The sequence below is a fragment of the Enterococcus sp. VV15 genome, from assembly GCF_005236045.1.
Lineage (GTDB): Bacteria > Bacillota > Bacilli > Lactobacillales > Enterococcaceae > Enterococcus_B > Enterococcus_B durans.
Genome location: NZ_QPTY01000011.1, coordinates 25330 through 49429 on the forward strand (window position 1 = coordinate 25330; position 24100 = coordinate 49429).

Below are 24100 nucleotides of genomic sequence, written 5' to 3' on the forward strand. Positions count from 1 at the left end.
TCTATTCCTCAATAATAATCTATCGTTTGTAATTATACCCTATTTGTCAACTTTTTTAGAAAAAGAATCGTTGAATATCATTCCAAGTGACCAATACCATCAATAGCATCAATAACCCAAATCCTGCCAAAGTGATAAAGCCTTCTTTTTCTTGACTGAGAGGTTTTCCTCTCACACCTTCAAATATGTTCAAGACGATTTTCCCACCATCTAATGCAGGAATCGGCAGTAAATTAACGATTCCTAGATTCATGGAAAGCAGGGCCATCAAGCTAATGACAGTCATCACACCTTGATTAGCAGCTTCAGAAGAAAGCTGGAACATCATCACTGGTCCACCTAATTTATCTAAGCTAAAGCCTGTGAACAATGAGCCTAACGCTTTGAATATCTCCATTGAACTACTGAATGCTCGATGGGCTCCACCAACTATTTTATCCAAAAAGCCCGTCTTCATTGGTGCTTGAATCCCTAGTTGACCGACTTCTTTCCCATTGGCTTCAACTGCTTTCGGTGTTACGTCAAGCTGCTGTGTTTTGCCGTCACGTCTTACTTCAACATCTAATTTTTTTCCAGGATTTTCGGTGATCTCTGACGTCAAATCATTCCATGAATGAACAGACTTGCCATCAATCGATACTATTTCATCATTTTCTTTCAACCCAGCGGCTGCGGCTGCGCCATTCGGTAAGACTTTTCCAATTTGGTTGGTATCCGTTACTTGCACGCCACCTTGCATGAACGCAAGGATAATGAACAACAGGATCGCTAAAATAAAATTATTCATCGGCCCAGCGAAATTAGTCAGCATCCGTTGCCATAATTTCGCTGACTGGAATTGAACATCTCTAGGCGCAATTCGGATCTCTGTACCGTCCGCTTCAATGATGGAAGCATCGTGTTCGACGTGATAGGTGACTTCCTGTGTTTCATCTCCATTCACATAACCTGTAATCGTTAAGTCATCTTCAAGATCGTATGCGATCAGTTCTAATGGAATCCCATTGGGCAGTTGCACTTTTTTGCTTACATTGATTTTCTCCACGATACCATCAGAATTTAACAAAAGAGATAACGGCATTCCAGGGGCCATTTCTGTTTCATCGTCTCCGTTTCCTGCCATTCTCACATAACCGCCGATCGGCAATAAACGCAATGTATAGGTAGTTCCGTCCTTTGCTTGGTGTCCATAGATTTTCGGACCCATTCCAATAGCAAACTCACGAACGAGAATTCCTGATCGTTTCGCAAAGAAGAAATGTCCAAACTCATGTACAATGACCAAAATACCGAAGACAATAATAAATGTGATAATTGTTTTCATTTTGCATTCTCCTTTACACGCTTTTTCTTTAACATTGAAACTTTTGATAAATAAAACACTTTAATTTTACCATATTATCAGCTGTTCACCAATAGTATCAGTGAGTTATAGAGAAAAAATTAGCCTTTGCTTTTAGTTTATTAAAATAACCACTTCGCTCTTATCAACTAATCACATCATCTACAGTAACTAGGTTTCTAAAAACGATTTGTATCTAAAACTAAAGCAAAGACCCATATCCTCTTATTAAATTAATCCAAATAAATGCATGATCGGAAAGACGAACAACAGACTGTCGAATCGATCTAAGATTCCCCCATGCCCCGGTAAAATATTGCCAGAATCTTTTACATCATAGTGTCGTTTGATCGATGATTCGACTAGATCACCAAACTGACCAACAATCGATAACAGGATCGTTAACAACAACATGACAAATAGTCCATGCCCAAACAATTCAGTCGACGGATAGAGTAAAAAGTACAGAATAGCAACTACTAAAGCACTCCCAATACCGCCTAATGCGCCTTCAATGGTTTTGTTTGGTGAGACATCTGGACTTAATTTATGCTTTCCATATTTTCGTCCGACCATATAGGCACCGATGTCGGTTGCCCAAACAATGAACAGACCAAACAGCAAAACAGGTAGTCCTTCTGTCCGCGCATTGACAAAATTCTGGAAGCCCATCCCAACATATAAACTCACAATTACTGGAAAGCCAGCTTCATCTATCGTATACGTATTTTTGGAAATGACTGCGGTGCCTAATAAGATCATCACAATCAGATAAAACAACATAAATGTATCCGTACCTTCTGATAAAAAGAAAAACCAACGTTCTTTAGGTAATACTAAAACAACTGCGCCAATCGCTGCTAATATTCCTTCAAAACTTAATAATGTCAATCCTTTCATCCTAAACAACTCATATACTCCGATAACAGCTAATAGAGCTGCTACTAATTCAACAGCCACCCCCCCTAGCCAAAGAATCGGGATAAATAACGCCAATGCTACGACAGCAGTGATCACTCGTTGTCTCATGACTGATCTCCTTCTTTCTCCTTGTTTTTCACACCACCAAAACGACGATCTCTATTTTGAAATGAAGCAATCGCCTCTTCTAGATGTGCTCCATCAAAATCAGGCCATAATGCTTTGGTAAAGTACAATTCACTATAGGCAAGTTGCCAAAGTAAAAAGTTGCTGATTCTTTCTTCTCCGCTTGTCCGAATGACAAGTTCAGGATCTCGAAGTTCAGTTGGTAAAAAACTCGTCATGAGATGTTCAGAAATCAGTGTATCATCGATCTCTTCAATTGATTTTTCTTCATTTTTGACTTCAGTAGCAATTGCTTTGACAGCCGTCACGATTTCCGCTCTACTTCCGTAGTTCAAAGCAAAGTTGAGTACCATCCCTGTATTGTCTTTTGTTTGTTCGATCGCACGTTTCACTGCATCCTGTGTATGTTCAGGTAATAGACCTTCATACCCCATCACATGGACCTTCACATTTTCCTTGATCAGTTCCGGTACAAATGTGTCAAAGAAGTCAACGGGAAGTTGCATCAAAAAGCTTACTTCATCCTTGGGTCTTTTCCAATTTTCTGTGGAGAACGCATAAAGAGTCAATACTTTGACGCCTAATCTGGAAGCTTGTTTCGTTACCTTTTTTACTGTTTCCATACCTTCTTTATGTCCAGCCACACGAGGCAATCGTCGGTTTTGTGCCCATCGCCCATTGCCATCCATAATGATTGCTATGTGTTGTGGAATTGGGCCATCACTATTGAAACGAAGCTCACTTTTTTCTTGAATATATTTGTTTTTTTGCGGAAAAAAACGTAACATTCTTTTTCCTCCTATGCTAAAAAATTACCACTATCTCTGCCATTATAGCAATATATATAGTCATTTCCTACGGTCTAGCGTTTTTTTTTCTTTTTTTCACTAAGATTTTTCATTTTTTTAACTTTTGATTGCTATTAGTAAAGTAAAGAAGCCACTTCTCTTATCAAAGCTTCTCTTTTTTACACTTCCTATTGAGTAGTGCCAGAACTTCAAAAAGAAAACCGGTTCCTCTCGTTAACAGCTTTCACTATTGGCGAGATGAACCAGCTTTTTCTACTCTCTGATCGATACACTGATCAAGAGATTCTTAGTTAAAAAACATCGATTGATTTTTAAATAACGCTTAAACTTCTAATAGTTCTTTTTCTTTTTCAGCAGCGATTTTATCTACCTCTTTGATACTATTGTCAGTCAAGGTCTGTACTTCTTTTTCTAGACCACGTAGATCATCTTCTGTGATGTCTCCATTTTTTTGTTGTTTTTTATATTCATCAATTGCGTCACGACGAATATTACGTACAGCGATTTTTGCATTTTCTGCTTCTTTTTTTACGTCTTTCGCTAATTCTTTACGACGTTCTTCTGTTAATTGTGGAATCACTAAACGGATCACATTCCCATCATTTGTTGGGCTGATACCGATATCACTTGTCATAATTGCTTTTTCTACATCTTGAAGAATACTTTTATCAAATGGTGTGATCATCAAAATGCGTGCTTCTGGAATTTGGATAGAAGCCATTTGGTTTAGTGGTGTAGGTACTCCGTAATAATTTACAGTGATACGGTCCAATAAGCTTGCATTGGCACGTCCTGCACGGATCTGTCCTAATTCACGTTGTAGATTTTGTGCTGCTTTATGCATTTTTTCTTTTGCTTCTGTCATAATTGCATCTGCCATTTTTATTTCCCCCTAACTGTAGTTCCGATATTTTCGCCTAAGATAGCGCGTCGGATATTTCCATGTTCATTCAAATTGAAGACAAGTAGCGGAATATCATTGTCCATGCTCAATGAGCTGGCAGTTGAATCCATCACTTGCAATCCTTTTGAGATAACTTCTAGATGAGTCAATTCTTCAAATTTAACTGCATTGGCATCCACTTTTGGATCAGCTGAATAAACACCGTCAACATTGTTTTTAGCCATTAAAATAACGTCAGCTCCAATTTCAGCTGCTCGTAGTGCTGCTGTAGTATCTGTTGAAAAGTAAGGATTCCCTGTACCACCTGCAAAAATGACGATCCGTCCCTTTTCTAAATGACGTTCTGCTTTTCTGCGGATATAAGGTTCCGCGATCTGGCGCATTTCGATTGAAGTTTGTACACGCGTTGGTACACCAACATTTTCTAACGTGTCTTGTAATGCTAAGGCATTCATCACCGTTGCCAGCATACCCATGTAATCTGCTTGAGCACGTTCCATCCCCATTTGAGCACCGATTTGTCCGCGCCAAATATTACCGCCACCAACAACGATTGCCATTTCAACACCTAGTTCGTGCACCTCTTTGATTTCTTGGATAATTTCTTTGATGACTGGCGGTTTAATACCAAACCCTTCATCTCCAGCTAAAGCTTCTCCACTTAATTTTAAGACTACACGCTGATATTTCGGTGTGACCATGTTCATTCCTCCAATATTTTCTATTGCTATTTTACCATATCCAGATAATTTAGCCACTAAAGTCGAGCATTTTCTTTCTATGCCTAAAAAAAAGAGCTGTGACATACGTCGCTGCTCCTTGTTAAATTTCAGCTAAGCGTTGTTTCTAAACATCAGCTTGCAAAAACGATTCTTGAAAAGCTTTGATGTTTAGAGAACAGACGCTAAATAACTCTTGCGAATTATTTTTTCACTTGACTCATTACTTCTTCTACAAAGTTGTCTTCGCGTTTTTCGATACCTTCGCCGACTTCGAAACGTACGAATGTTTTCACAGTAGCACCTTTAGATGCAACATATTTTTCAACAGTCATATCAGGATCTTTAACGAAAGGTTGGTCAACCAATGCGATTTCTGCTTTGAATTTCTTCAAGCGGCCTTCAACCATTTTTTCAACGATTTTTGCAGGTTTGCCTTCGTTAAGTGCTTGTTCAGTAAGAACAGTTTTTTCATGTTCTAATTCTTCTTCTGGGATTTGAGTTTCGTTTACGTAACGAGGGTTGATAGCTGCTACGTGCATTGCTACATCTCTGGCAACAGTTTCGTCAGTTGTACCTTCCAAAACAGTTAATACAGCGATACGTCCGCCCATGTGTAAGTAGCCACCGAATGCTGCATTGTCATCTTTTTCAACAATTTCGAAACGACGGAAGCTGATTTTTTCACCGATAACTTGCGTTGCTTCGATCAAATCAGATTCGATTGTTCCTTTTTCTGTTTTGATTTTCATAGCTGCATCCATGTCTGCAGGTTTGTTTTCTGCAACAAGTTCAGCGATTTCTTTTACTAAATCTTGGAACATTTCATTTTTAGAAACAAAGTCAGTTTCTGAGTTTACTTCAACGATTGCAGCAGTGTTACCTTTCACTGCTACTGAAGCTAAGCCTTCTGCTGCGATACGGTCATTTTTCTTCGCTGCTTTAGCCATTCCTTTTTCACGTAAAAGATCAACTGCTTTTTCCATGTCGCCTTCTACTTCAACTAATGCTCTTTTCGCATCCATCATACCTACGCCTGTCATTTCGCGTAGTTCTTTTACCATTTTAGCTGTTACATCTGCCATTTTTTGTTTCCTCCTGTATTTTCTTTTTAAAAAAAGCTGTTTCAAAGGAGAGTGAGGCTTGTCGCCTAGCCTTTGAAACAGCTCCATCATTTAAGAATTATTCTGCTGAAGAGTTGTCGCCTTCAACAACGTCAACGATTTCTTCGATTGATGTTGCAGTGTTTTCTGCTACAAAATCTTCTTCAACTACTTGATCTTCACCTTGATTTCCTTCGATGAATGCATCAGCCATTTTTGAAGTGATCAATTTAACGGCACGGATTGCATCGTCATTTGAAGGGATAACTACGTCGATTTCATCTGGATCGCAGTTTGTATCAACCATAGCTACGATAGGGATATTTAATTTATGCGCTTCTTGAACAGCGATACGTTCTTTACGAGGGTCAACGATGTACATTACATCTGGGATTCTTGGCATATCAGCGATACCGCCTAAGAATTTTTCAAGACGTTCACGTTGTTTGTTCAAACCAGCAACTTCTTTTTTAGGTAGAACTTCAAAAGTTCCGTCTTCTTCCATTGCATTGATTTGTTTCAAACGGCTGATACGTTTTTGGATTGTATCCCAGTTAGTCAATGTTCCACCTAACCAACGATGGTTAACGTAGTATTGTCCAGCACGTGTTGCTTCATCTTTGATTGCTTCTTGTGCTTGTTTTTTAGTACCTACAAATAAAGCTACGCCGCCTTCTTCTGCAACGTTTTTCATGTAGTCGTAAGCTGCATCTACTAACTTAACTGTTTTTTGTAAGTCGATGATGTAGATTCCGTTTCTTTCTGTGAAGATATATTTCTTCATTTTTGGGTTCCAGCGACGTGTTTGGTGACCAAAGTGCACGCCAGCTTCTAGTAATTGTTTCATTGAAATTACTGCCATTTTTTGTTTCCTCCGATTTGGTTTTATTTTCCCTCTTCTTGTCTTCTACCTCGCTGACAAACTTTTGCAAGCACCTATCAACGATCCAACAAGAATGTGGATTTATTGATGCAGTTCAACATCCTCAAGTATTATACAAGCAACTGACTTGCTCCGCAATACTTAATAAGGATTTTCTGCTCAACATTCAATATTTTACCTGATATACTGTTAAATATCAAGAAAAATCTCATTCTTTATTCATAACTTTTAATCTTCCTGTTTCAAAATGATAGCGCAACCATAAAAGGAGCCTTATTTACTAGAGTTATCTCATAAAACAAATTATTATTGGGAAATTCTTTTGTTTTTTGATATGATACATGTGAAATCTTTCGTAAAGGAGAAAGAATATGCGTAAAGCTGAGCGACATTTATTGATTAAACAGGTGATCGATGAATTTACGATCCGTACACAAGAAGAATTGTTAACAAAATTGAGTGACTACGGTGTTAATGCTACTCAAGCAACGATTTCTCGCGATATCCGTGATTTAAAAATCGTCAAAGCCCCTGACGAGAATGGCATTTCACGCTTTGTGTTCTTTCAGGGAAAAGAAGGATTAGAAGCAAAAAACGAGGATGAAAAACGGCTGATCCAAATGATCGAAGATATTGTTTTAAAAGTGGAACGTGTCCACTTTTTGACAATCGTTCATACTTTACCGGACAACGCACCCCTTTTCGCTGCTGTGTTGGATGAAATCAAACCACCTCACATCGTTAGTACAATTGCCGGGTTCGATACTACGATCATCATTTCTCAAAACGAAGCGGATGCACAATTAGTTGAAGACTTTTTACATCATCCAAAAGATGCATCTATTTTTTAGTTTGGTAAGGGCTTATTGTATTTAGACTCTATACTTTTTGAGGCGTGGAACAGAAGTGTTTCTTACTTTTGTCCCACGCTCTTTTCTCTCCAATGTCTCAAACTTAACCGACTTTTGTCTAAATCTCTGTCCAAATCATTCTATGATTTCATATTACCAACATCGTTTGACAATGATCCTGTATTTAGGATGTCCGTTCTCCCCTTGTTTACCTCATTCAAAAAGAGCCGTCCATCACAAAATAGAGGGTCGTGATGGACGGCTTTTTTGGGCTATTCCAAACAAAAACATTCGATTCACTCATCTGTTCTTCTGATGAGTTTTGGTACTTTCTGATGGAATCGTGCCTTTTTACATTTTATCTGGCGCATGTAGACCAAGTAAGCGTAAATCTTCTTTCAACAGCACTGATACGGCATACACAAGAGCTAAACGAGATTCTTTTTGATCATCCTCCACCAAGATTTTTGTATGTGCGTAATATTTATTGAAGGCTTGTGCTAATTTGATTGCATGTTTTGCAATGATTGAAGGTTCATATTTTTCACCAGCTGATAGTACTGTTTCTGGATATTTTTGGATCAGCTTCACTACTTCCCAGCTGTTTTCATCATCTAATGCATATGTGTGTTCTTCTGATGGTTTAAATCCTGCTTTTTCCATCAAGCTGATGGCACGAGCATGTGTATATTGTACATATGGACCAGTTTCACCTTCAAAACGAACAACTTCTTCTAGATTGAAGTCAAAGGTATTCAAACGATCATTTTTTAAATCATGGAAAATAACCGCGCCTACCCCAACTTGTTTAGCTACAACATCTTTATTTTCTAAATCTGGATTTTTCTCACTGATTTGTTCTTTTGCTGATTGAATTGCTTCATTAAGCACTTCTTCCAATAAAACGATCTTTCCTTTACGCGTTGATAATTTCTTACCACCTTGAGTGATCAACCCAAATGGAATATGATGCATATCATCTGACCAGTCAAATCCTAATTCTTTCAAGACAGCTTTTAATTGTTTGAAATGGTAACTTTGTTCATTCCCAACAACATATAGAGATTGCTTGAAATCATACGTACGTTTACGATAAAGAGCAGCTGCCAAATCACGAGTGATGTATAGCGTTGCACCATCTGATTTTTTGATTAGTGCTGGATTCAAATCGTATTCTGAAAGGTCAACGATTTCCGCACCTTTATCTTCGTTCAATAAATGTTTTTCTTCTAAAAGTTCAACGATTTCATCCATCTTATCATTGTAGAACGCTTCTCCATTCAATGAATCAAAGCGAACTTCTAACAGGTCATAGATTTTGTTGAACTCTTTCATTGACTCATCGCGGAACCATTGCCATAGTTCGATTGCTTCTTTGTCACCTTCTTCTAAACGTTTGAACCAAGAACGCGCTTCGTCATTCAATTCTGGTTCTGTTTCTGCTACTTCATGGAATTGGACATACAAACGTAATAATTCATTGATTGGTTCAGATTTTACTGCTTCTTCTGATCCCCATTTTTTATAGGCAACGATCAATTTGCCAAACTGTGTGCCCCAGTCACCTAGATGATTGATACGGATTGGTTGATACCCTAATTTTTCCATAATAAATCCAATGGAATTCCCGATAACAGTAGAACGCAAATGTCCCATAGAAATTGGTTTTGCGATATTTGGTGAAGACATGTCGATCGGAACACTTCCATTATTGCCGATCGTACTGTCTCCGTAATGTTCTTTTTCTTTTACGACAGAAGCTAAAACATCTTTACTGATCACTGCTTTGTTCATAAAGAAATTCAAATATGGGCCCACAACTTCGATTTTTTCAAAATTAGTTGAATCTATTTTTTCGGCTAAATCTGCCGCGATTTGCTGTGGTGCCTTTCGATAGATTTTTGCTAATGAAAAAGCTGGAAATGCCACATCTCCATGATCCGCAGATTTTGGATTTTCCAATAGTTTCTCTACTTCTTCGAGTGTTAAATCTTCTTTAACGATATCATAAACTGCTTTTGCAACCACATCTTTATTATTCATTTGACTTCCTCCTATTGATACTTGGTTTGCTAAAAACAAAAAAATCTCTAGTAATTATACATGTATAATTACTAGAGACGAGTTATCCCGCGGTACCACTCCAATTGTCCTATTCTTTAGGACCCACTTTATCTGTTAACGGCAGATGACCGTCTGTCTCAGACAGAGTTCTCCAAGTGCGCTTCATTGTATTTTCTTCGTTTGGCTTCCACCAGTTCCAAACTCGCTTTGATCAGATCTATACAATTACTCTCTTGTTCAGCAAACTGTAACTTATTAAACTTAACATGAATTATAACAGATAAAAAAATTAATGGCTAGGATTTCTTATAAAAAAATGTCCAGAAGGCCTAAAGGAGAATAAATTCCGACTGGACATTTTTTAGCAAGGTAAATGTTCTAAGGAGTCTCAATTGCTCTTACGCAGTTCATTTGTCTGCTACAATGATCGTTCCTTCTTCAGATGCTAGAAGATTTTCAATGTTCTCTAGTGAAGTAATGATAGCCTTCCCATCTGGTTTCGCTTCAACAAATGCAATGGCTGCTTCAACTTTAGGCAACATACTTCCTGGTGCAAATTGATTTTCATCAATATATTCTTTCATTTCTGATACTGTAACAGTTTCCAGTTTCTTTTGATCTGGTTTTTGATAATTTACATAGACATTATCGACACCTGTCAAAACAATCAATAGATCTGCATCAATGATCTCCGCTAACTTTTCAGAGGCAAAATCTTTATCGATGACTGCTTCTCTTCCTTCAAGACCAGTGGCTGTTTCTACCACTGGGATACCTCCGCCACCAACAGAAACAGTGATGACACCTTGTTCAACCAGTGCTTTGATAACTCGAGCTTCTTTGATTGAGATTGGTTTAGGGGAAGCAACGACTTTTCTCCATCCACGGCCTGCATCTTCTTTAAAGGTAGCAGCTGAGTCTGATTCCATTTGGCCTTTTGCTTCTTCTTCGGTGAAGAATGGTCCAACAGGCTTCGTTGGATTTTTGAAGGATGGGTCATTTTCATCAACGATTACTTGAGTGACTAAAGAAACAACATCCTTATCGATATTTTTTTCTTTGAGAACTTCACCCATAGCATTTTGCAACCAATAGCCGATAGAACCTTCCGTCATTGCGACACAGGTATCTAAAGGCATTGCTGGAGTTTTTTCTGAATCGGCAGCTTGTTGTTGGATCAATAAATTCCCAACTTGAGGTCCGTTCCCATGTGAGATGATCAGTTCATCTCCTTGTTCAATGAATTTCACTAAATATTTTGCTGTTTCCTTCAGTGCATCTTGTTGTGCTTTTGCGCTAGCATCAGTAGATAAAATTGCGTTGCCTCCTAATGCGACAACTACTTTACGATTGGCCATATTTCGTCTTCCTTTCTTCAGATAATTCTGAATTTTTTCGATGACAAAACAAGCCAGCAATTTGCTACAATGAGGAAAGCTGACTCGTTTTATCGATGAGATGAATGTGGTTAAACGTTAGACACGAGGGATGAACAAGTTTCCAAGTGTCGCTGCCATGATTGCTTTGATCGAATGCATACGATTTTCTGCTTGATCAAATTGGCGAGCATATTTACTGCGGAATACTTCGTCCGTTACTTCCATTTCTGTAATACCAAAACGTTCTTTCATTTGTTCACCATAAACTGTGTTTGTATCGTGGAATGCTGGTAAGCAGTGTAAGAAAATCAAACGGTCTGTGTTATGTGTTTTTTCAACCATTTCCATGTTGATTTGATAAGGTTTCAATAATTTGATTCTTTCTTCAAATTTATCTTCTTCACCCATTGATACCCAAACATCTGAGTAAAGGACATCTGCTCCGTCCACACCTTTGTCGACGTCATCAGTGATCATTAATTTTGCACCAGATTTAGCAGCGAATCCTTCTGCCATCTTCACGATTTCTTCTTCTGGTTGTAATTCTTTAGGTGCGACAATACGCATATTTGTTCCTAAAATAGCACCAGTTACAAGTAATGAATTAGCCATGTTGTTACGGCCGTCTCCACAGTAAGCCACTGTAATACCTTCAACAGTTCCAAAGTTTTCTTGGATAGTCAAGAAGTCAGCTATCATTTGCGTTGGGTGCCATTCATCTGTTAAACCATTCCATACAGGTACGCCTGAGAATTCAGCAAGTTCTTCAACCATTTTTTGGCTAAAACCACGGAATTCAATACCGTCAAACATTCGACCTAATACTTTGGCAGTATCTTCAGTTGATTCTTTTTTGCCTAATTGGATGTCGTTTGCTCCAAGATATTCAGGATGTGCACCTAGATCGATTGCTGCAGTAGTAAATGCTGAACGTGTACGAGTAGACGTTTTTTCGAATAGAAGAGCAATATTTTTCCCTTCTAAGTAGTGATGAGGAATCCCGCGTTTTTTCAAATCTTTTAAGTGTTCAGAAAAATCGATCAAATACTGTAATTCTTCTTTTGTAAAATCTTTTTCTGCTAATAAACTTCTTCCTTGAAATACTGATTCTTTCATAACTAACATTCTCCTTTAGGTTGTTTTATTTAGTTTTTAAAGAGGAAACCCAGCGACAGCTGACAGTTAGACTGTCACCGGGAAACAAACTATTTCAAATCTTCACGTACTAATGGTTGGCTCATGCAGCGAGGACCGCCACGGCCACGTGACAATTCACTTGAATTGATTTCCAATACTTTGATACCATAGCTGCGTAACAATTCGTTAGAAACATAGTTACGGTTGTAAGTCACCACAACTCCAGGAGCGATTGCTAACGTATTTGAGCCATCATTCCATTGTTCACGAGGAGCAACGATGGCATCGCCATTTCCTGTTGGGATCAAGACTAGATCGTCTAAACCTAACGCTTCTTTCATTGTCGCATGAAGGTCATCTGAATGACTGATTTTAATGTCATCACCTGCAGGCTCAATCGTAAAGACATCGATTTTTCCTTCTTTGCTTTGGATCGCTGGATGAATCGTGAATTTATCGTGATCAACCATTGTAAATACCGTATCCAAATGCATCATTGCGCGGTTATTTGGAATCTTGATAGCCAATACTTTTTCAAATCCTGAATTTTTTTCGAATAAGTGACGTGCTAATTTTTCTAGCGCTTTGGCACTGGTACGTTGAGAAATCCCGACTGCGACTACTTTATCGCTTAGGATCAATTCATCGCCGCCTTCGATATGATCTGGGTTTTCACGATCTAACCAAACTTCTACCCCTTTGTTAGCGAAGCGAGGATGATGATTCAAAATATATTCTGTAAACATCGATTCGCGTCGGCGAGCTTCAAATGTCATTTTGTTGACAGTCATCCCATTTCCCATTGATGCGGAAGGGTCGCGAGTGAAGTAAAGGTTTGGCATTGGATCCATATAAAACGGATAATCGTCATCTGCTGATAAGTCGTATAAACTATTTGAACGTACTTCGATATCTTTTGTACGTACCCCAGCCATGATTTTATCTACCATTTCTTGTGTTTCCATTGATAGAAGGAACTCATGAAGACCGTCTCTTACAGCAGCTGATGCAATGTGTGATTCATCTAGCATTTTGTTCAAGAATTGCTCTTTCACATTACCGGCATCGATTGCTTCTGCTGCTAATTTTTCCAGATACAAAGTTTCGACGCCTTCATTCTGCAATGTTTTTGCAAAATTATCATGTTCTTCTTGTGCGATTGGTAGATAGGGAATATCATCGAACAACAAACGGTCCATGATGTCTGGTGTTAAATTTTCCACTTCTTGTCCAGGTCGTTTCAATAAAACTGTCTTTAACTTTCCTATCTCAGAGAAAACGTGAATAGGTTTTTCCATGTTGTGTTGCCTCCTTCGTTTTGATTACATACTTAGAATACAGTCCTTTTGTAATCTCTTTCATAATTTCATCTCATCTAAAATGAGAGTTTTTTCACATTATTAAAGGATAATTAAATAATTAAACGTTTTTACATTTTTTATCAACTTTTCTCTCTTTATTTATACTGAAATCACTATCAAAAAAATATTTATTCATAAAAAAATATTTTTTGAATAAGCTAAAAAATACTTCTTTTTCAATCATGTTAGCGATTACTTTATTAGCTATTGTTGTTTTTTATACAGAATAAACAGGTGAAAAACGACATTATTCAAATCGAATGTATAATTTTTACATAATAACAAAAAAATTTTTTTTTAAGAAAAAAAACAGAAATTTTTATCCAAAGTAATAACTTTACTTTTTTCGAAAAAAAAGCCACAATATTAATAGTTGAAAGTAAGGAGCGGAAATTTTATGCGGGTAAATAGAATTGATTTTCACTTTTCAAAACTACGGTATCAACCTGATTTTGAAAACTTTACTGATGATGAATTTGAGCAGATAAAAGAACATGCAATCCTTCGTTCTTATAAAAAGGGACAAATCCTCTTTGATGAAGGAGACGAACGCCAACGCCTCTATATTCTTACAGAAGGTCTGGTTCGTTTAGAACGCTATGATGAAAGCGCCACGTATTATTATTATGACTATGTTGCTGCAAACAACCTCTTTCCTATGTCTGGAATTTTTGAAGAAAGCACTTACACCTACACAGCACAAGCAATGACTGACATCGAGACATTCTCTTTTCCAGTTTCTTTTTACGAAAAAATTGCTAAAAAAAATTCAAAATATCTGATTTATATGATCCATAAATTATCTAAAGTTGTTGAGATGCATGAACTTCGGATTCAAATCGGGTTAACTTCTAGCGCGTTCGACAGAGTGAAACAAAACTTATTTGTTTTAAAAGAAGAGCTAGGTGTTCCTACAGAAGATGAGCATATCCATATTCCTTACCCTATTACATTAAAAGAATTAGCTGTAAATAGTGGTACGACAAGAGAAACGGCGGGACAAGTAATCAAGCAATTAAAGGATTCAGGATTACTGGATTATGAAAAGAAACGATTTACTTTTTGCAAAGCGGCGGTCACGCCGGCATTAAGAGAATAACTATAAAAATGAGGTCGAGACAAAAATCGTTTAGGTTTGAGAAACTGGAGAAAAAAACGAACGTGGGACAAAAGTAAGAAACACTTTTGTCCCAGCCTCTTTTTTGAAATTTCCGAAAAACCTGACTTTTGGACGCTGTTTATTCGAGGGTCTGTAGCAAAACTGATTTTTAGATTTATCCCATATCCATTTTTTATCTCAACCATTCAATATATCGACTACTTCATTTTTTGAAGAAATAATCGATTACTGGGTTCACATTACTTTCTGCAGTCAAACTGAAATAGATCAAAAATCCCATACTGACTTGGAAAAGGTTTGTAAGTAATGTTGGTGGCATGTGAGTAGATACTATTCTTGTTCCCACCATCATGATCACAGAAGAAAAAAATAAACCAATCTTCCTTAGGTTTGAAGCAACCATCTGGACCAAATAATGTGCAATTAATTTTTCACTTAACTATTGTACTTTTTTACTATAGATTCCTACTAAGCTAAAAGCCTTAATTGTGCTAAACATCCCATATTCAGATAAGAAAGTAGGTAATTTGGATTTTCTTGGATTGATCGATTCCACTCAGAGTTTACAATAATGGGAATGATGCCTATCGTTCGAAGATCATACAGAAACTAATCTATGTATTAGAGAACCTTCATATCTACTTCACTATCATTTCACGATTAAAACCTTGGGCTTTCTCTTTCAGAAATTCTGTAAATCGACCATTTTATCCTCCGTTCATCGATAATAATAGTAATAATTGTACTCACTGCTTTTTTTCACACCGTTATAAACGATACCTAATATATTGGCTTTTGCAATGGCTAAAAGTTTTTTTGCTTTCAGTAGATCTTTTTTGATCGTTTTTCGCTCACGAACGACTAGCACTACTCCATCTGTTTTAGCTGATAATATTTGAGCATCAGTTACTGAGGCAACAGGTGGCATATCAAAAATAATCAGGTCATATTGCTTTTTTAGCTCCACAATGATATCCATCATGCGGTTAGAATCCAACAGTTCTGAAGGATTTGGAGGTTTAGGTCCACTTGTCATCACCCATAAATTGTCGATCATCGTTTCAACTACACATTCCTGAATATTCTTTTCTTTGGAGCCTAATAAATTAGTTAATCCATTAATATTTGGCAAATGAAATGTTAAAGCAACACTAGGCTTTCTTAAATCCGCATCCACTAGCAATACTTTCTTTCCACTATTCGCAAAAACTACCGCTAGATTTGCTGAGGTTGTCGACTTTCCTTCGCCTGGTCCTGATGAAGTAACTACCAGCGTTTTCAACTCTTGATCAATTGAAGTAAATTGGATATTGGAGCGTATCGTTTGATATTGCTCAGGAATCGTAGCCGTTTGATCTGCTACACTGATCAGTGAAACAGGCATAATCATGTTTTTCTTTTTCATTCAAAACGCTCCTTATACTCGATTTCGTTGTATTCGACTCTCTTTTTCTTTATTCTCTATTATTCTATTTGTTACCTGAACAGTTCGTCCTTTATCCAGTTCTTTATTATTCATTTCGTTGACTGTACCCAAAATAGGAAGTGCAAGTTCTTCTGTAATAAAACGCTCATCTTTGACTGTTTTATCAAGAATTTCCAGTAAAAAAACAATTCCTATCCCTAACGCTAGACCAAACAAACTTCCAATAACCATGTTTAATTTTTTATTAGGCGAAACCGGTGTCGCATTACTTTGAGCATGTGAGGTGACTGTCACTCTGCTCACATCCAAGACTTCCGTTACTTTTTCTTTGAAGATCGTTGCAAGAATATTGGAAATAGCAGCTGATTTTTCCGGGTCATCAGTCGTTACCTTTATTTGAAACATCTGGGAATCCGCTGACTGGATGATATTTATCATCTTTGACAGTTCATTTTTTGTCACCTGATAAGTCCTCCCAGATAATAATTTTTCATTTACTGCATTGAGGACGATATCTCCCAAAATCATATCTTTATATGTATTGATCAACAGTATATTCGCATGTACATCTGATTGAAGATTCACAACCGTACTATTATTTTTTGATTGAACGATCAATTCAGTTGATGCGCTGAATTTAGGTGTAATAAAAAAGTGAGTGACTGCCAATGCCCCTGCCAATCCTACTACTGTAGTCAGGATGATTAACAATAATCGCTTTTTTAATAAGATGAACATTTCTCCCAAGCTGACCATTTCTTCCATTCTTTCGCCACCTTTTCTACTTAATTTTTGCTGGTTATTGTGTTTCGTCTGGTATATTCACTCCCCCAAAAGCAAATGATACTAATGAAAAATATAACTCCTCCCCATTTGATGAATATTAAAATAAAATGATTCCCATATGTCGTAAGAAAAATATAAAGCGTTTTTGAAGAAATTCCTATTCTTTCAACGATTTGGTTTACATATAAAATAAGTGGAAGTGTCACTAACATTAAACTTGAACTACAAAGAACGTATGCTAAATAACGTAATACTCGATGCCAAAAACGTCTATTCAGAGAAATGATGGACGCAAACAAACTGAAAGATACCGTCAAAGAAAACACAATGAGTAAATCGATTATTTTTTTATAAGCAAGCAATTTCTTCCCATATATATTGAGCGAACGCATTTCAATTGCTTGTTGTACAGCAGTTACAGCTGATGTTTGTAGTGTCTCTATCGTTAATTGGACTGGTTCATCAAGTGGATAATTCTTATTTTTTGCATAATCCACAATTCTTTCTTTCACTTTTTGTTGCACTACGCTTGATCCTTTTATTTGAAAAACTGAATCTGAATACAAACTATGAATATAGCTCATGATGTTCTCTTCGACCTGTTTTTCTGTTACTACACTACTCAATACGTTTTCTGGGACATTGCTTCCTCTTCCAAGATCACTTATCGTATGATTAATCTCATCTGTCACTATTTCGACATAACTTGATGATAAAATAGTATTTTCCATAAATAGTTGATTACATAATGTCAGTCTAATAATTGTCAAAGTGCACGCAAAATACACACTAAGAGAGCAGACAAACGCTACGATCATTTTTGCTAATTTTCGCCATTTTTTTTTGCTCATTTTCTATTTTTCCAAAAATAAATTATCCACTTTTATTCTAAATGTTCTGAATAACGAAATACAATTTCCAAAACGGTTAGATGAACTATGTAATAATTAACTTCGGCGACTCCTCCTTACGCTCTAATCTAACTTGAGAAAAAGCATACCTAAAATTGGGATATTTTTGCTCAGATAATCATTGATGTTCTTGAATCAATGGGCCTTGAACCAGATCAGCAAAAACGAATAGTCGTTGATCTGTCAACCCAATACTATCGATGGGATAGCAAGTATAAAGGATCAATTTAGGTTGCTCTTTTTGTGTCAATAATAATTTGATTTCTTCAGCATTTTTATCTAGCACAGCTATTTTATAAATCTGATAACTATAATCGCCATAACTTGCTTTTATTTGGATCACATCACTTTTTTTTATTGCGATCAATTTACCAAATTCATCTGCATTATGTCCTGCTACTAGAGTAGTCCCCAATTCGCCTGGATAGACCGACCCCATATATTGTCCAGCACCTTGACGTAGTATTTCAGCTGAATCTCCGTAATACAAAGGCACATCCAGACTTACCGAGTCTGCTACTACTCTTCCATATCGATAACCAGCTCGAGGATAAACAATTTGACTGGAAAAAATTGTTTGTTCATTGGTTTCAATCGTTTTCCTGTCTAATTCAGGCAATGTCTGCTCATTTTTTTCAAATTTTGGAAGCTCAGACAGAAGAAATAGTTGTAACGAAGACGAAGTAAAATGGATGACAGGTCGCCCTACGATATATACAAGAGAATAGCCACACAATAAGAAAAGGATTGGGATCACTATCATCCCCCCAATCCTTTTTAATTTTTTTTGTTTTCTATGCAAGCTTCACTTTCTTACCGATTATGAACGCTCCTGTTGCGGTCAATAGCAATAAGCCAATTGCCAGAAAACTAGATATATGTACTGCTCCCGTTTGTTTGATTGGCTGTTCCGAACTAAAAACAGCTGAAGTCGTACCATTTGGATTTTGAGTGCCTAATTCGACATGTCCCTCATTCCAACTTAGAACAACCAAACCCAACACGTCTGCTGATTCTGTGATGAGTCGCTGAAGTTCTACAACAGAATCTCTCGGAATGCGCTTAATTAATTCATCCAAAGAATGAACATTAGACAAGTCGGTATCTAAACTTTTGATCAACGATTTTGCTTGCCGAATACTATTGATCACAACCAGTGTTTGCGATTCCGCTAAATCATTTTGCTTTAAATAATTTTCTGTTTGTGTGATGTATGTTTCTGGAACTTGAAATTCATTTCCTTGGACTTCAAGTTTCTGAGTTAATTCATCCAAAATCAATTGCTCTTTTACCGAAATAGCCCCAGCAGCATCTACAGAACTCGTAAAAAAGAAACTCAGTAATACTACTAATACATACTTTCCAACGTTTTTCATTTTTATTGGACCTCCTTTTTTTAATTTGAAAGGCTTATATCCTCGAAATAAAAATAACACATATAAGCATCTCTACAATTTTATATTAGCACATACCTTTCTTTAAGACAATTGGATAAATAACGAATTCAAAAATAACAAATGCAATAAAATAGCTATACATACAAAAAATAAAAATAGAAAATGAATTCCAACTATTTTTAATAAATCACAACACAAATATTATCAAGCATTATAAAAAATAACAACACTTACCTTAAAAACGAAAAAATAATCGAATTACTTACTATAAAAAAGCGAAAGGATCTCATAAAAACTAAAACTTATCTTTCCCTTAGTTTATCTGTTATTTATATTTTATGTACGTAAATATCAGAAATTCTTCGAACAAAAATTCCCATATCAAGAAATTTTTATTCCCATTTTTTGATTTTATTACTTCTTCATTTTTTCTAAAAAACTAATTATTTATATGAATGCTAAGCTCACTTTATTCCATCGTGATAAAAAATATTTTGACTAACTATTTCCTTGCCCCTCTCAAAGAGAACTAGATCATGAGCACGTTGGTTGTAAATATCCTAAAAAACGTGGCGGATCAACCATCACTAAAACCCTTATAGAAATCAAGTTCGTTGAATGAGGTAGAACATAAAAAAGTATGTGGGACAAATCTAAAAATCAGTTTTGCTACAGACTCTCGAATAAACAGTGTCCAAAAGTCAGTTTTTTCGAAAATTTCAAAAAAAAAAAAAAAAAATTGGAAAAAAATAAAAAACACATTATTTAACATAATTTAAAAAAAAAAAAAAGGTGAAAAAAAAAAAAAAACATAATAAAATAAGCCGAAATTCACAAAAATTTAAAAAGCAATTTTCGTGAATTTCTTCTTATTTCTTAGAGTTAAACACTTCTGTCCCAGCCTCTTTTCTCCAATTTCGCAAACCGAAACGACTTTTGTCTCGACCTCTTTTTAGTTAACATCCATTTTTTGAACAGCAAAGCCTTGACTGATATATTCTAATTCAATATCAAACTAGGGTCTGCATTCAAGCGATAGTCTGCAAAATGTTTCTTTTGTAATTCGACATGTGCGGCTGCCCCGATCATTGCTGCATTATCCCCACAAAGTCTTAATGGTGGGATACATAATTCTATCTCTGGTAAGGTTTCAGTCAGCGTTTGCTCAAGCGTTTCTCGTAATCCCTGATTAGCGGCTACTCCTCCAGCAACGATTAGTTGCTTCACAGGGTACTCTTGACAGGCTCGAATCGTTTTGTTTATCAAAACGTCGATCACACTTGCCTGAAAACTGGCAGCTAAATCATTTTTATCAAGTTTTTCACCACGTTGTTCTGCATTGTGCACAAGATTGATAAATGCGCTTTTTAACCCACTAAAACTGAAATCATAGTTATTTTCATGGATCATTGCTCGTGGAAAGTTATACGTATCTTGACCTCGGTGGGCTAGTTGATCGATTTCCTTGCCGCTTGGATAACTCAAGCCTAAGACACGACCTACTTTATCATACGCTTCACCAACTGCATCGTCTCTCGTTTCTCCAATAATTTCATAATCGCCATCTTCTTGCATGTAAACTAGTTCTGTATGTCCACCACTGACAAGCAACGCAAGTAATGGAAATTTAAACGGTTTTTCGAACCGAGCAGCATAGATATGACCTGCCATATGGTTGACAGGGATCAACGGCAAACGATTTGCCCAAGCAAATGCCTTAGCAGCAGAAATCCCAATCAATAATGAACCGACTAGCCCTGGCCCATACGTAACTGCTACAGCACTTAATTCTTCAACTGTGACTTGCGCTTCTGTCATTGCTTCTTCAATACATAAAGTGATCTGTTCTACATGATGACGGCTTGCAACTTCAGGTACGACACCGCCAAACCGCTTATGGCTGTTTATTTGTGAGGCAACAATATTCGATAAGATCTCGTTTCCGTTCCTTACGATTGCTACGCTCGTTTCATCACAACTTGATTCAACTGCGAGAATCAATTCTTCATTCATTTTATCGTCTCCGTTTTTAACTTTGTACTCATAATAATCGCATCTTCTACTGGATTGTGGTAATAAGATTTTCGTTTACCTAACATCCGAAACTTTTCTGATTCATAAAGTTTACGGGCGGGTGTATTGGATAGTCGTACTTCTAAAAAGACTGTATACGTACCCGCTTTTTTCTCTTCAGCCAATAAAAATCTTAACAGAGTTCGCGCACAACCTCTATGTTGCATCGCTTTTGCCACTGCGATATTTGTGATTTCCGTTTCATCCATTACGCTAGAATAACTTAGAAACCCTTGAATTGTCGAATGTTCGACTAATATACAATAATCAGTATGCGGCTGAAGAATATCTGCTAAAAACTGACTCTTCGTCCAAGGCGACCCATATTCATAAGCTTCTTCGCAAAGGGTCCACAAACATTCCGCCAACTCTTCTGGTTTAAACTTATTTTTTTTATAAATCACTAGTTTCACTCATTTTCTAAAAATTTTACCATGTCTAAAGCGTCTTCGTTCGTTTGAGTATAGTAGCCTTTTCTTACTTTACGTGATTGGAACCCTAATTTCCGATAGAGTCTTTGCGCATCCTGATTACTGATCCTGACTTCTAAAGAAAGAGTCTCACAGCGATTCATTATAGCAAAATCTTCTATTTCGTCAATCAGTTTCGTTCCAAGATTTTTTCGTTGATAAGTTGGGATAACAGCAATATTCGTGATATGGCAATCAAACCCAAAGATTCTTGCACCAATAAATCCTAAAAGTTTGTTTCCCTGAAACACTCCCAGATATAGATTTAAAAAAGGCGATTTCATTTCTGATAAAAATGCACTTTTTGTCCAAGGTAGCTCTCCATCATATACAGCACGTTCAACTGTTAATAAATCTTTCACATCATTCGGATTCAATTCTTTGAACTGATAGGCTTGTCCTTTTATTTCTACAGTTTTCGTTGAGAAATTTTTTTTTTCGTAGAACAAACTTCTGGCATATGCTTTAAATTTTTTCAACATAACTTTCTTCTCCAGGACTATGAGTCTCTAACCATTTTTCTTCTGCTTCCACTTTCTTTAAGTAGCGCGGTAAAAAGTTTTGGATATCTTCAACTGGATCATCAGCGGCACCCATTTTAGCTATAGTCGCTCCATTAGGTATGTTCCATTCCGCAAGTCGATTGATTGTTGCTTCTGGTAAGTTTTCTGCAATCTCTGCAGAGAACTTTTGGCAGTCTTCCCCGACAAACAAAATAGATTCACTCGATCCTTTTAAGTGGTCAAGCAGCTCTGCTAACGAGATATGTGTATCTGCTAACACTGTTTCAAGATCCCCATTCTTTTGACGATAGATTGCACTATAGACATTTTTTCTTCTTGCGTCGAAAATAGGCACGATAAGCCCTTCAATTCCGATACAATTTGTTGCAATAGCCTTCAAACTTGATACGCCGACTAATTCTTTCTTTAATGTATATGCTAATGTCTTAGCTGTAGTCACACCGATCCGCAATCCTGTGTAGGAGCCAGGTCCTACCGAAACAACGATCCGATCAACTGCATCGGGTGTCAATTGGATTGCTGAAAACAATTGATCAATAGTTGGCATCAAGCTGATACTATGATTCTTTTTTACATTGATTTGTACTTGACCCAAAATGTGATTATCATCGATCACTCCAACTGCTAAAGTTTGATTGGCTGTATCTATTCCTAATGTAATCATTTATTTATTCCTTTCTACTTACTACTGTCGTTTTATATTGTAGCATACTTCTAGCAAAGAAAAGAAAAAAGAATTTCAGCAAAAAAAGAAAAAAAGTTGTAACAAATACACAACTTTTTTCTTATTTATACTTATTCTATTACTTACTGATTGGGTTCGTCGAGCCTCGCAAGATGAGATCCGTTCCGACAATTATCTTTCTTGAAACAGGAGATTTTTCATTCATCCCTTGAACCAATGTTTCAACCGCAAGCTCTCCCATCCATTCTGTATAGACCTTCACCGTTGAAAGTGGCGGAGAAACATATTTTGCTACACTGACATCATTAAAACCGATCAGCGAAATATCTTGTGGAACTCTATAATTTTTTTCCGTAATAGCTTTTAATGCACCGATCGCTAATGCATCATTTGCCGCAAACAGCGCAGTTGGAACTTTCTGATGATTTTCTAAATATTCCTTCATCACTTGGTACCCGGATTCTACGGAAAAATCTGCTTCGATAATTGTTCCCTGTATTCCCTCTGCAGCGACAAGCTGTTTGAATGCACTGCTCCTCGGATCACTGACTCTTTGGCGGCTCTTTTTTGTATACTCTTTGCCAGCAAGCATCGTGATCTCCCTTGCTCCTTGATTTTTGAAATAATCAATGATCTTTTTGATACTTGAAGAGAAATCAACGATCAAAGAATTGATACCATAATTGGTCCCATCTGAATCAACTAAGAGAAGGTTCGCTTGTGATTTTTTCAATTCCACTAATTGATGCGTATCGAACTTACCTAAAGCAATTGTTCCATCTGCTGGCTTCTCACTTACTGAATCCCACGTTTCTTTTAGTAGCGCAATATTCAACTCTTCCGCTTTCTTCTCAATCCCCAGACGGATCGCAAGATAATACAAATCTTCTAATTCTTCCTGATCATTGTACCATTGGATCAGACGCACAGTTTGTTTGATTGCAGAACCATTTCTGAGATGCTTCGTATAATTCAAACTTTCTGCAACCTCAAAAATTTTTTTCTTTGTCTCTAAAGCAACTGACAGCTCGCTATCATAGTTAAGAACTCTCGAAACGGTAGCAGGAGAAACACCTGCCAACCGAGCAATATCTTTAATTGTTGCCACT

23 protein-coding genes and 1 other annotated feature are annotated in these 24100 nt (G+C 36.9%); of the genes, 2 read left to right on the forward strand and 21 right to left on the reverse strand.

Features of this window, described 5'->3' with window-relative positions:
* Positions 1-55: 55 nt before the first annotated feature.
* The 7 genes from rseP to rpsB all read right to left on the reverse strand — a co-directional run bounded on the left by rseP (position 56) and on the right by rpsB (position 6786).
* On the reverse strand, positions 56-1324 hold the full coding sequence (gene rseP, locus DVW83_RS05780) for an RIP metalloprotease RseP (protein WP_104661464.1): 1269 nt from the start codon (positions 1322-1324) through the stop codon (positions 56-58).
* A 246-nt stretch (positions 1325-1570) separates the two neighbouring features.
* Positions 1571-2371 (reverse strand): phosphatidate cytidylyltransferase, encoded by an 801-nt coding sequence (locus DVW83_RS05785; protein ID WP_104661465.1) that lies wholly within the window; start codon positions 2369-2371, stop codon positions 1571-1573.
* Positions 2368-3177, reverse strand: coding sequence for an isoprenyl transferase (locus DVW83_RS05790; protein ID WP_104661466.1), 810 nt, complete (start codon positions 3175-3177; stop codon positions 2368-2370). The genes DVW83_RS05785 and DVW83_RS05790 overlap by 4 nt, the downstream gene beginning before the upstream one ends.
* Before the next feature lie 343 nt (positions 3178-3520).
* Positions 3521-4078: a ribosome recycling factor gene (gene frr, locus DVW83_RS05795; RefSeq protein WP_005875935.1), complete on the reverse strand. Its 558-nt coding sequence runs from the start codon at positions 4076-4078 to the stop codon at positions 3521-3523.
* 2 nt (positions 4079-4080) lie between these two features.
* Positions 4081-4803 carry a UMP kinase gene (gene pyrH, locus DVW83_RS05800; protein WP_005875937.1) on the reverse strand — a complete coding sequence of 241 codons (723 nt, stop codon included), beginning with the start codon at positions 4801-4803 and terminating at the stop codon, positions 4081-4083.
* Positions 4804-5024: 221 nt separating this feature from the next.
* The gene (tsf, locus tag DVW83_RS05805; protein ID WP_104661467.1) at positions 5025-5906 is read right to left on the reverse strand and encodes a translation elongation factor Ts; all 882 of its coding nucleotides are present in this window, start codon (positions 5904-5906) and stop codon (positions 5025-5027) included.
* 97 nt (positions 5907-6003) lie between these two features.
* On the reverse strand, positions 6004-6786 hold the full coding sequence (gene rpsB, locus DVW83_RS05810) for a 30S ribosomal protein S2 (RefSeq protein ID WP_005875940.1): 783 nt from the start codon (positions 6784-6786) through the stop codon (positions 6004-6006).
* Positions 6787-7178: 392 nt separating this feature from the next.
* Between rpsB and DVW83_RS05815 the strand changes: the two genes are divergently transcribed.
* Positions 7179-7658 (forward strand): arginine repressor, encoded by a 480-nt coding sequence (locus DVW83_RS05815; protein WP_104661468.1) that lies wholly within the window; start codon positions 7179-7181, stop codon positions 7656-7658.
* Between the two features lie 351 nt (positions 7659-8009).
* Here the strand turns inward: DVW83_RS05815 and argS are convergent, their stop codons facing one another.
* From argS to arcA, 4 genes are all read right to left on the reverse strand, one after another.
* On the reverse strand, positions 8010-9701 hold the full coding sequence (argS, locus tag DVW83_RS05820; protein WP_104661469.1) for an arginine--tRNA ligase: 1692 nt from the start codon (positions 9699-9701) through the stop codon (positions 8010-8012).
* 70 nt (positions 9702-9771) lie between these two features.
* Positions 9772-9972 (reverse strand) — a binding site (T-box leader).
* Between the two features lie 157 nt (positions 9973-10129).
* Positions 10130-11080 (reverse strand): carbamate kinase, encoded by a 951-nt coding sequence (arcC, locus tag DVW83_RS05825; protein WP_104661470.1) that lies wholly within the window; start codon positions 11078-11080, stop codon positions 10130-10132.
* A gap of 117 nt (positions 11081-11197) precedes the next feature.
* Positions 11198-12217, reverse strand: a complete 1020-nt coding sequence (gene argF, locus DVW83_RS05830; RefSeq protein WP_104661471.1) for an ornithine carbamoyltransferase — start codon at positions 12215-12217, stop codon at positions 11198-11200.
* Between the two features lie 89 nt (positions 12218-12306).
* Positions 12307-13536: an arginine deiminase gene (arcA, locus tag DVW83_RS05835; RefSeq protein ID WP_104661472.1), complete on the reverse strand. Its 1230-nt coding sequence runs from the start codon at positions 13534-13536 to the stop codon at positions 12307-12309.
* 460 nt (positions 13537-13996) lie between these two features.
* Here arcA and DVW83_RS05840 point away from each other — a divergent pair, with 460 nt between their 5' ends.
* A complete protein-coding gene (locus tag DVW83_RS05840) occupies positions 13997-14698 on the forward strand; it encodes a Crp/Fnr family transcriptional regulator (protein WP_104661473.1) in 702 nt (233 codons plus the stop codon).
* Positions 14699-15437: 739 nt separating this feature from the next.
* Here the strand turns inward: DVW83_RS05840 and DVW83_RS05845 are convergent.
* The 10 genes from DVW83_RS05845 to DVW83_RS05890 all read right to left on the reverse strand — a co-directional run bounded on the left by DVW83_RS05845 (position 15438) and on the right by DVW83_RS05890 (position 24099).
* Complete coding sequence (locus DVW83_RS05845) at positions 15438-16124, reverse strand: CpsD/CapB family tyrosine-protein kinase (RefSeq protein ID WP_238699370.1); 687 nt, start codon at positions 16122-16124, stop codon at positions 15438-15440.
* 12 nt (positions 16125-16136) lie between these two features.
* Complete coding sequence (locus DVW83_RS05850; protein ID WP_224784474.1) at positions 16137-16910, reverse strand: YveK family protein; 774 nt, start codon at positions 16908-16910, stop codon at positions 16137-16139.
* Positions 16911-16930: 20 nt separating this feature from the next.
* Positions 16931-17782 (reverse strand): hypothetical protein, encoded by an 852-nt coding sequence (locus tag DVW83_RS05855; RefSeq protein ID WP_238699374.1) that lies wholly within the window; start codon positions 17780-17782, stop codon positions 16931-16933.
* Positions 17783-17960: 178 nt separating this feature from the next.
* On the reverse strand, positions 17961-18605 hold the full coding sequence (locus tag DVW83_RS05860; RefSeq protein WP_137239116.1) for a class D sortase: 645 nt from the start codon (positions 18603-18605) through the stop codon (positions 17961-17963).
* A 31-nt stretch (positions 18606-18636) separates the two neighbouring features.
* Positions 18637-19218, reverse strand: coding sequence for a hypothetical protein (locus tag DVW83_RS05865; RefSeq protein WP_137239118.1), 582 nt, complete (start codon positions 19216-19218; stop codon positions 18637-18639).
* A 1020-nt stretch (positions 19219-20238) separates the two neighbouring features.
* Positions 20239-21252 carry a tRNA (adenosine(37)-N6)-threonylcarbamoyltransferase complex transferase subunit TsaD gene (tsaD, locus tag DVW83_RS05870; RefSeq protein ID WP_104661086.1) on the reverse strand — a complete coding sequence of 338 codons (1014 nt, stop codon included), beginning with the start codon at positions 21250-21252 and terminating at the stop codon, positions 20239-20241.
* Complete coding sequence (rimI, locus tag DVW83_RS05875) at positions 21249-21716, reverse strand: ribosomal protein S18-alanine N-acetyltransferase (RefSeq protein WP_174784259.1); 468 nt, start codon at positions 21714-21716, stop codon at positions 21249-21251. The genes tsaD and rimI (DVW83_RS05875) overlap by 4 nt, the downstream gene beginning before the upstream one ends.
* A gap of 5 nt (positions 21717-21721) precedes the next feature.
* Positions 21722-22264 (reverse strand): ribosomal protein S18-alanine N-acetyltransferase, encoded by a 543-nt coding sequence (rimI, locus tag DVW83_RS05880; RefSeq protein WP_104661084.1) that lies wholly within the window; start codon positions 22262-22264, stop codon positions 21722-21724.
* Complete coding sequence (tsaB, locus tag DVW83_RS05885; RefSeq protein ID WP_104661083.1) at positions 22248-22970, reverse strand: tRNA (adenosine(37)-N6)-threonylcarbamoyltransferase complex dimerization subunit type 1 TsaB; 723 nt, start codon at positions 22968-22970, stop codon at positions 22248-22250. Before tsaB ends, rimI (DVW83_RS05880) begins: the two co-directional genes overlap by 17 nt.
* Before the next feature lie 139 nt (positions 22971-23109).
* Complete coding sequence (locus tag DVW83_RS05890; RefSeq protein ID WP_104661082.1) at positions 23110-24099, reverse strand: LacI family DNA-binding transcriptional regulator; 990 nt, start codon at positions 24097-24099, stop codon at positions 23110-23112.
* Position 24100 lies beyond the last annotated feature (1 nt).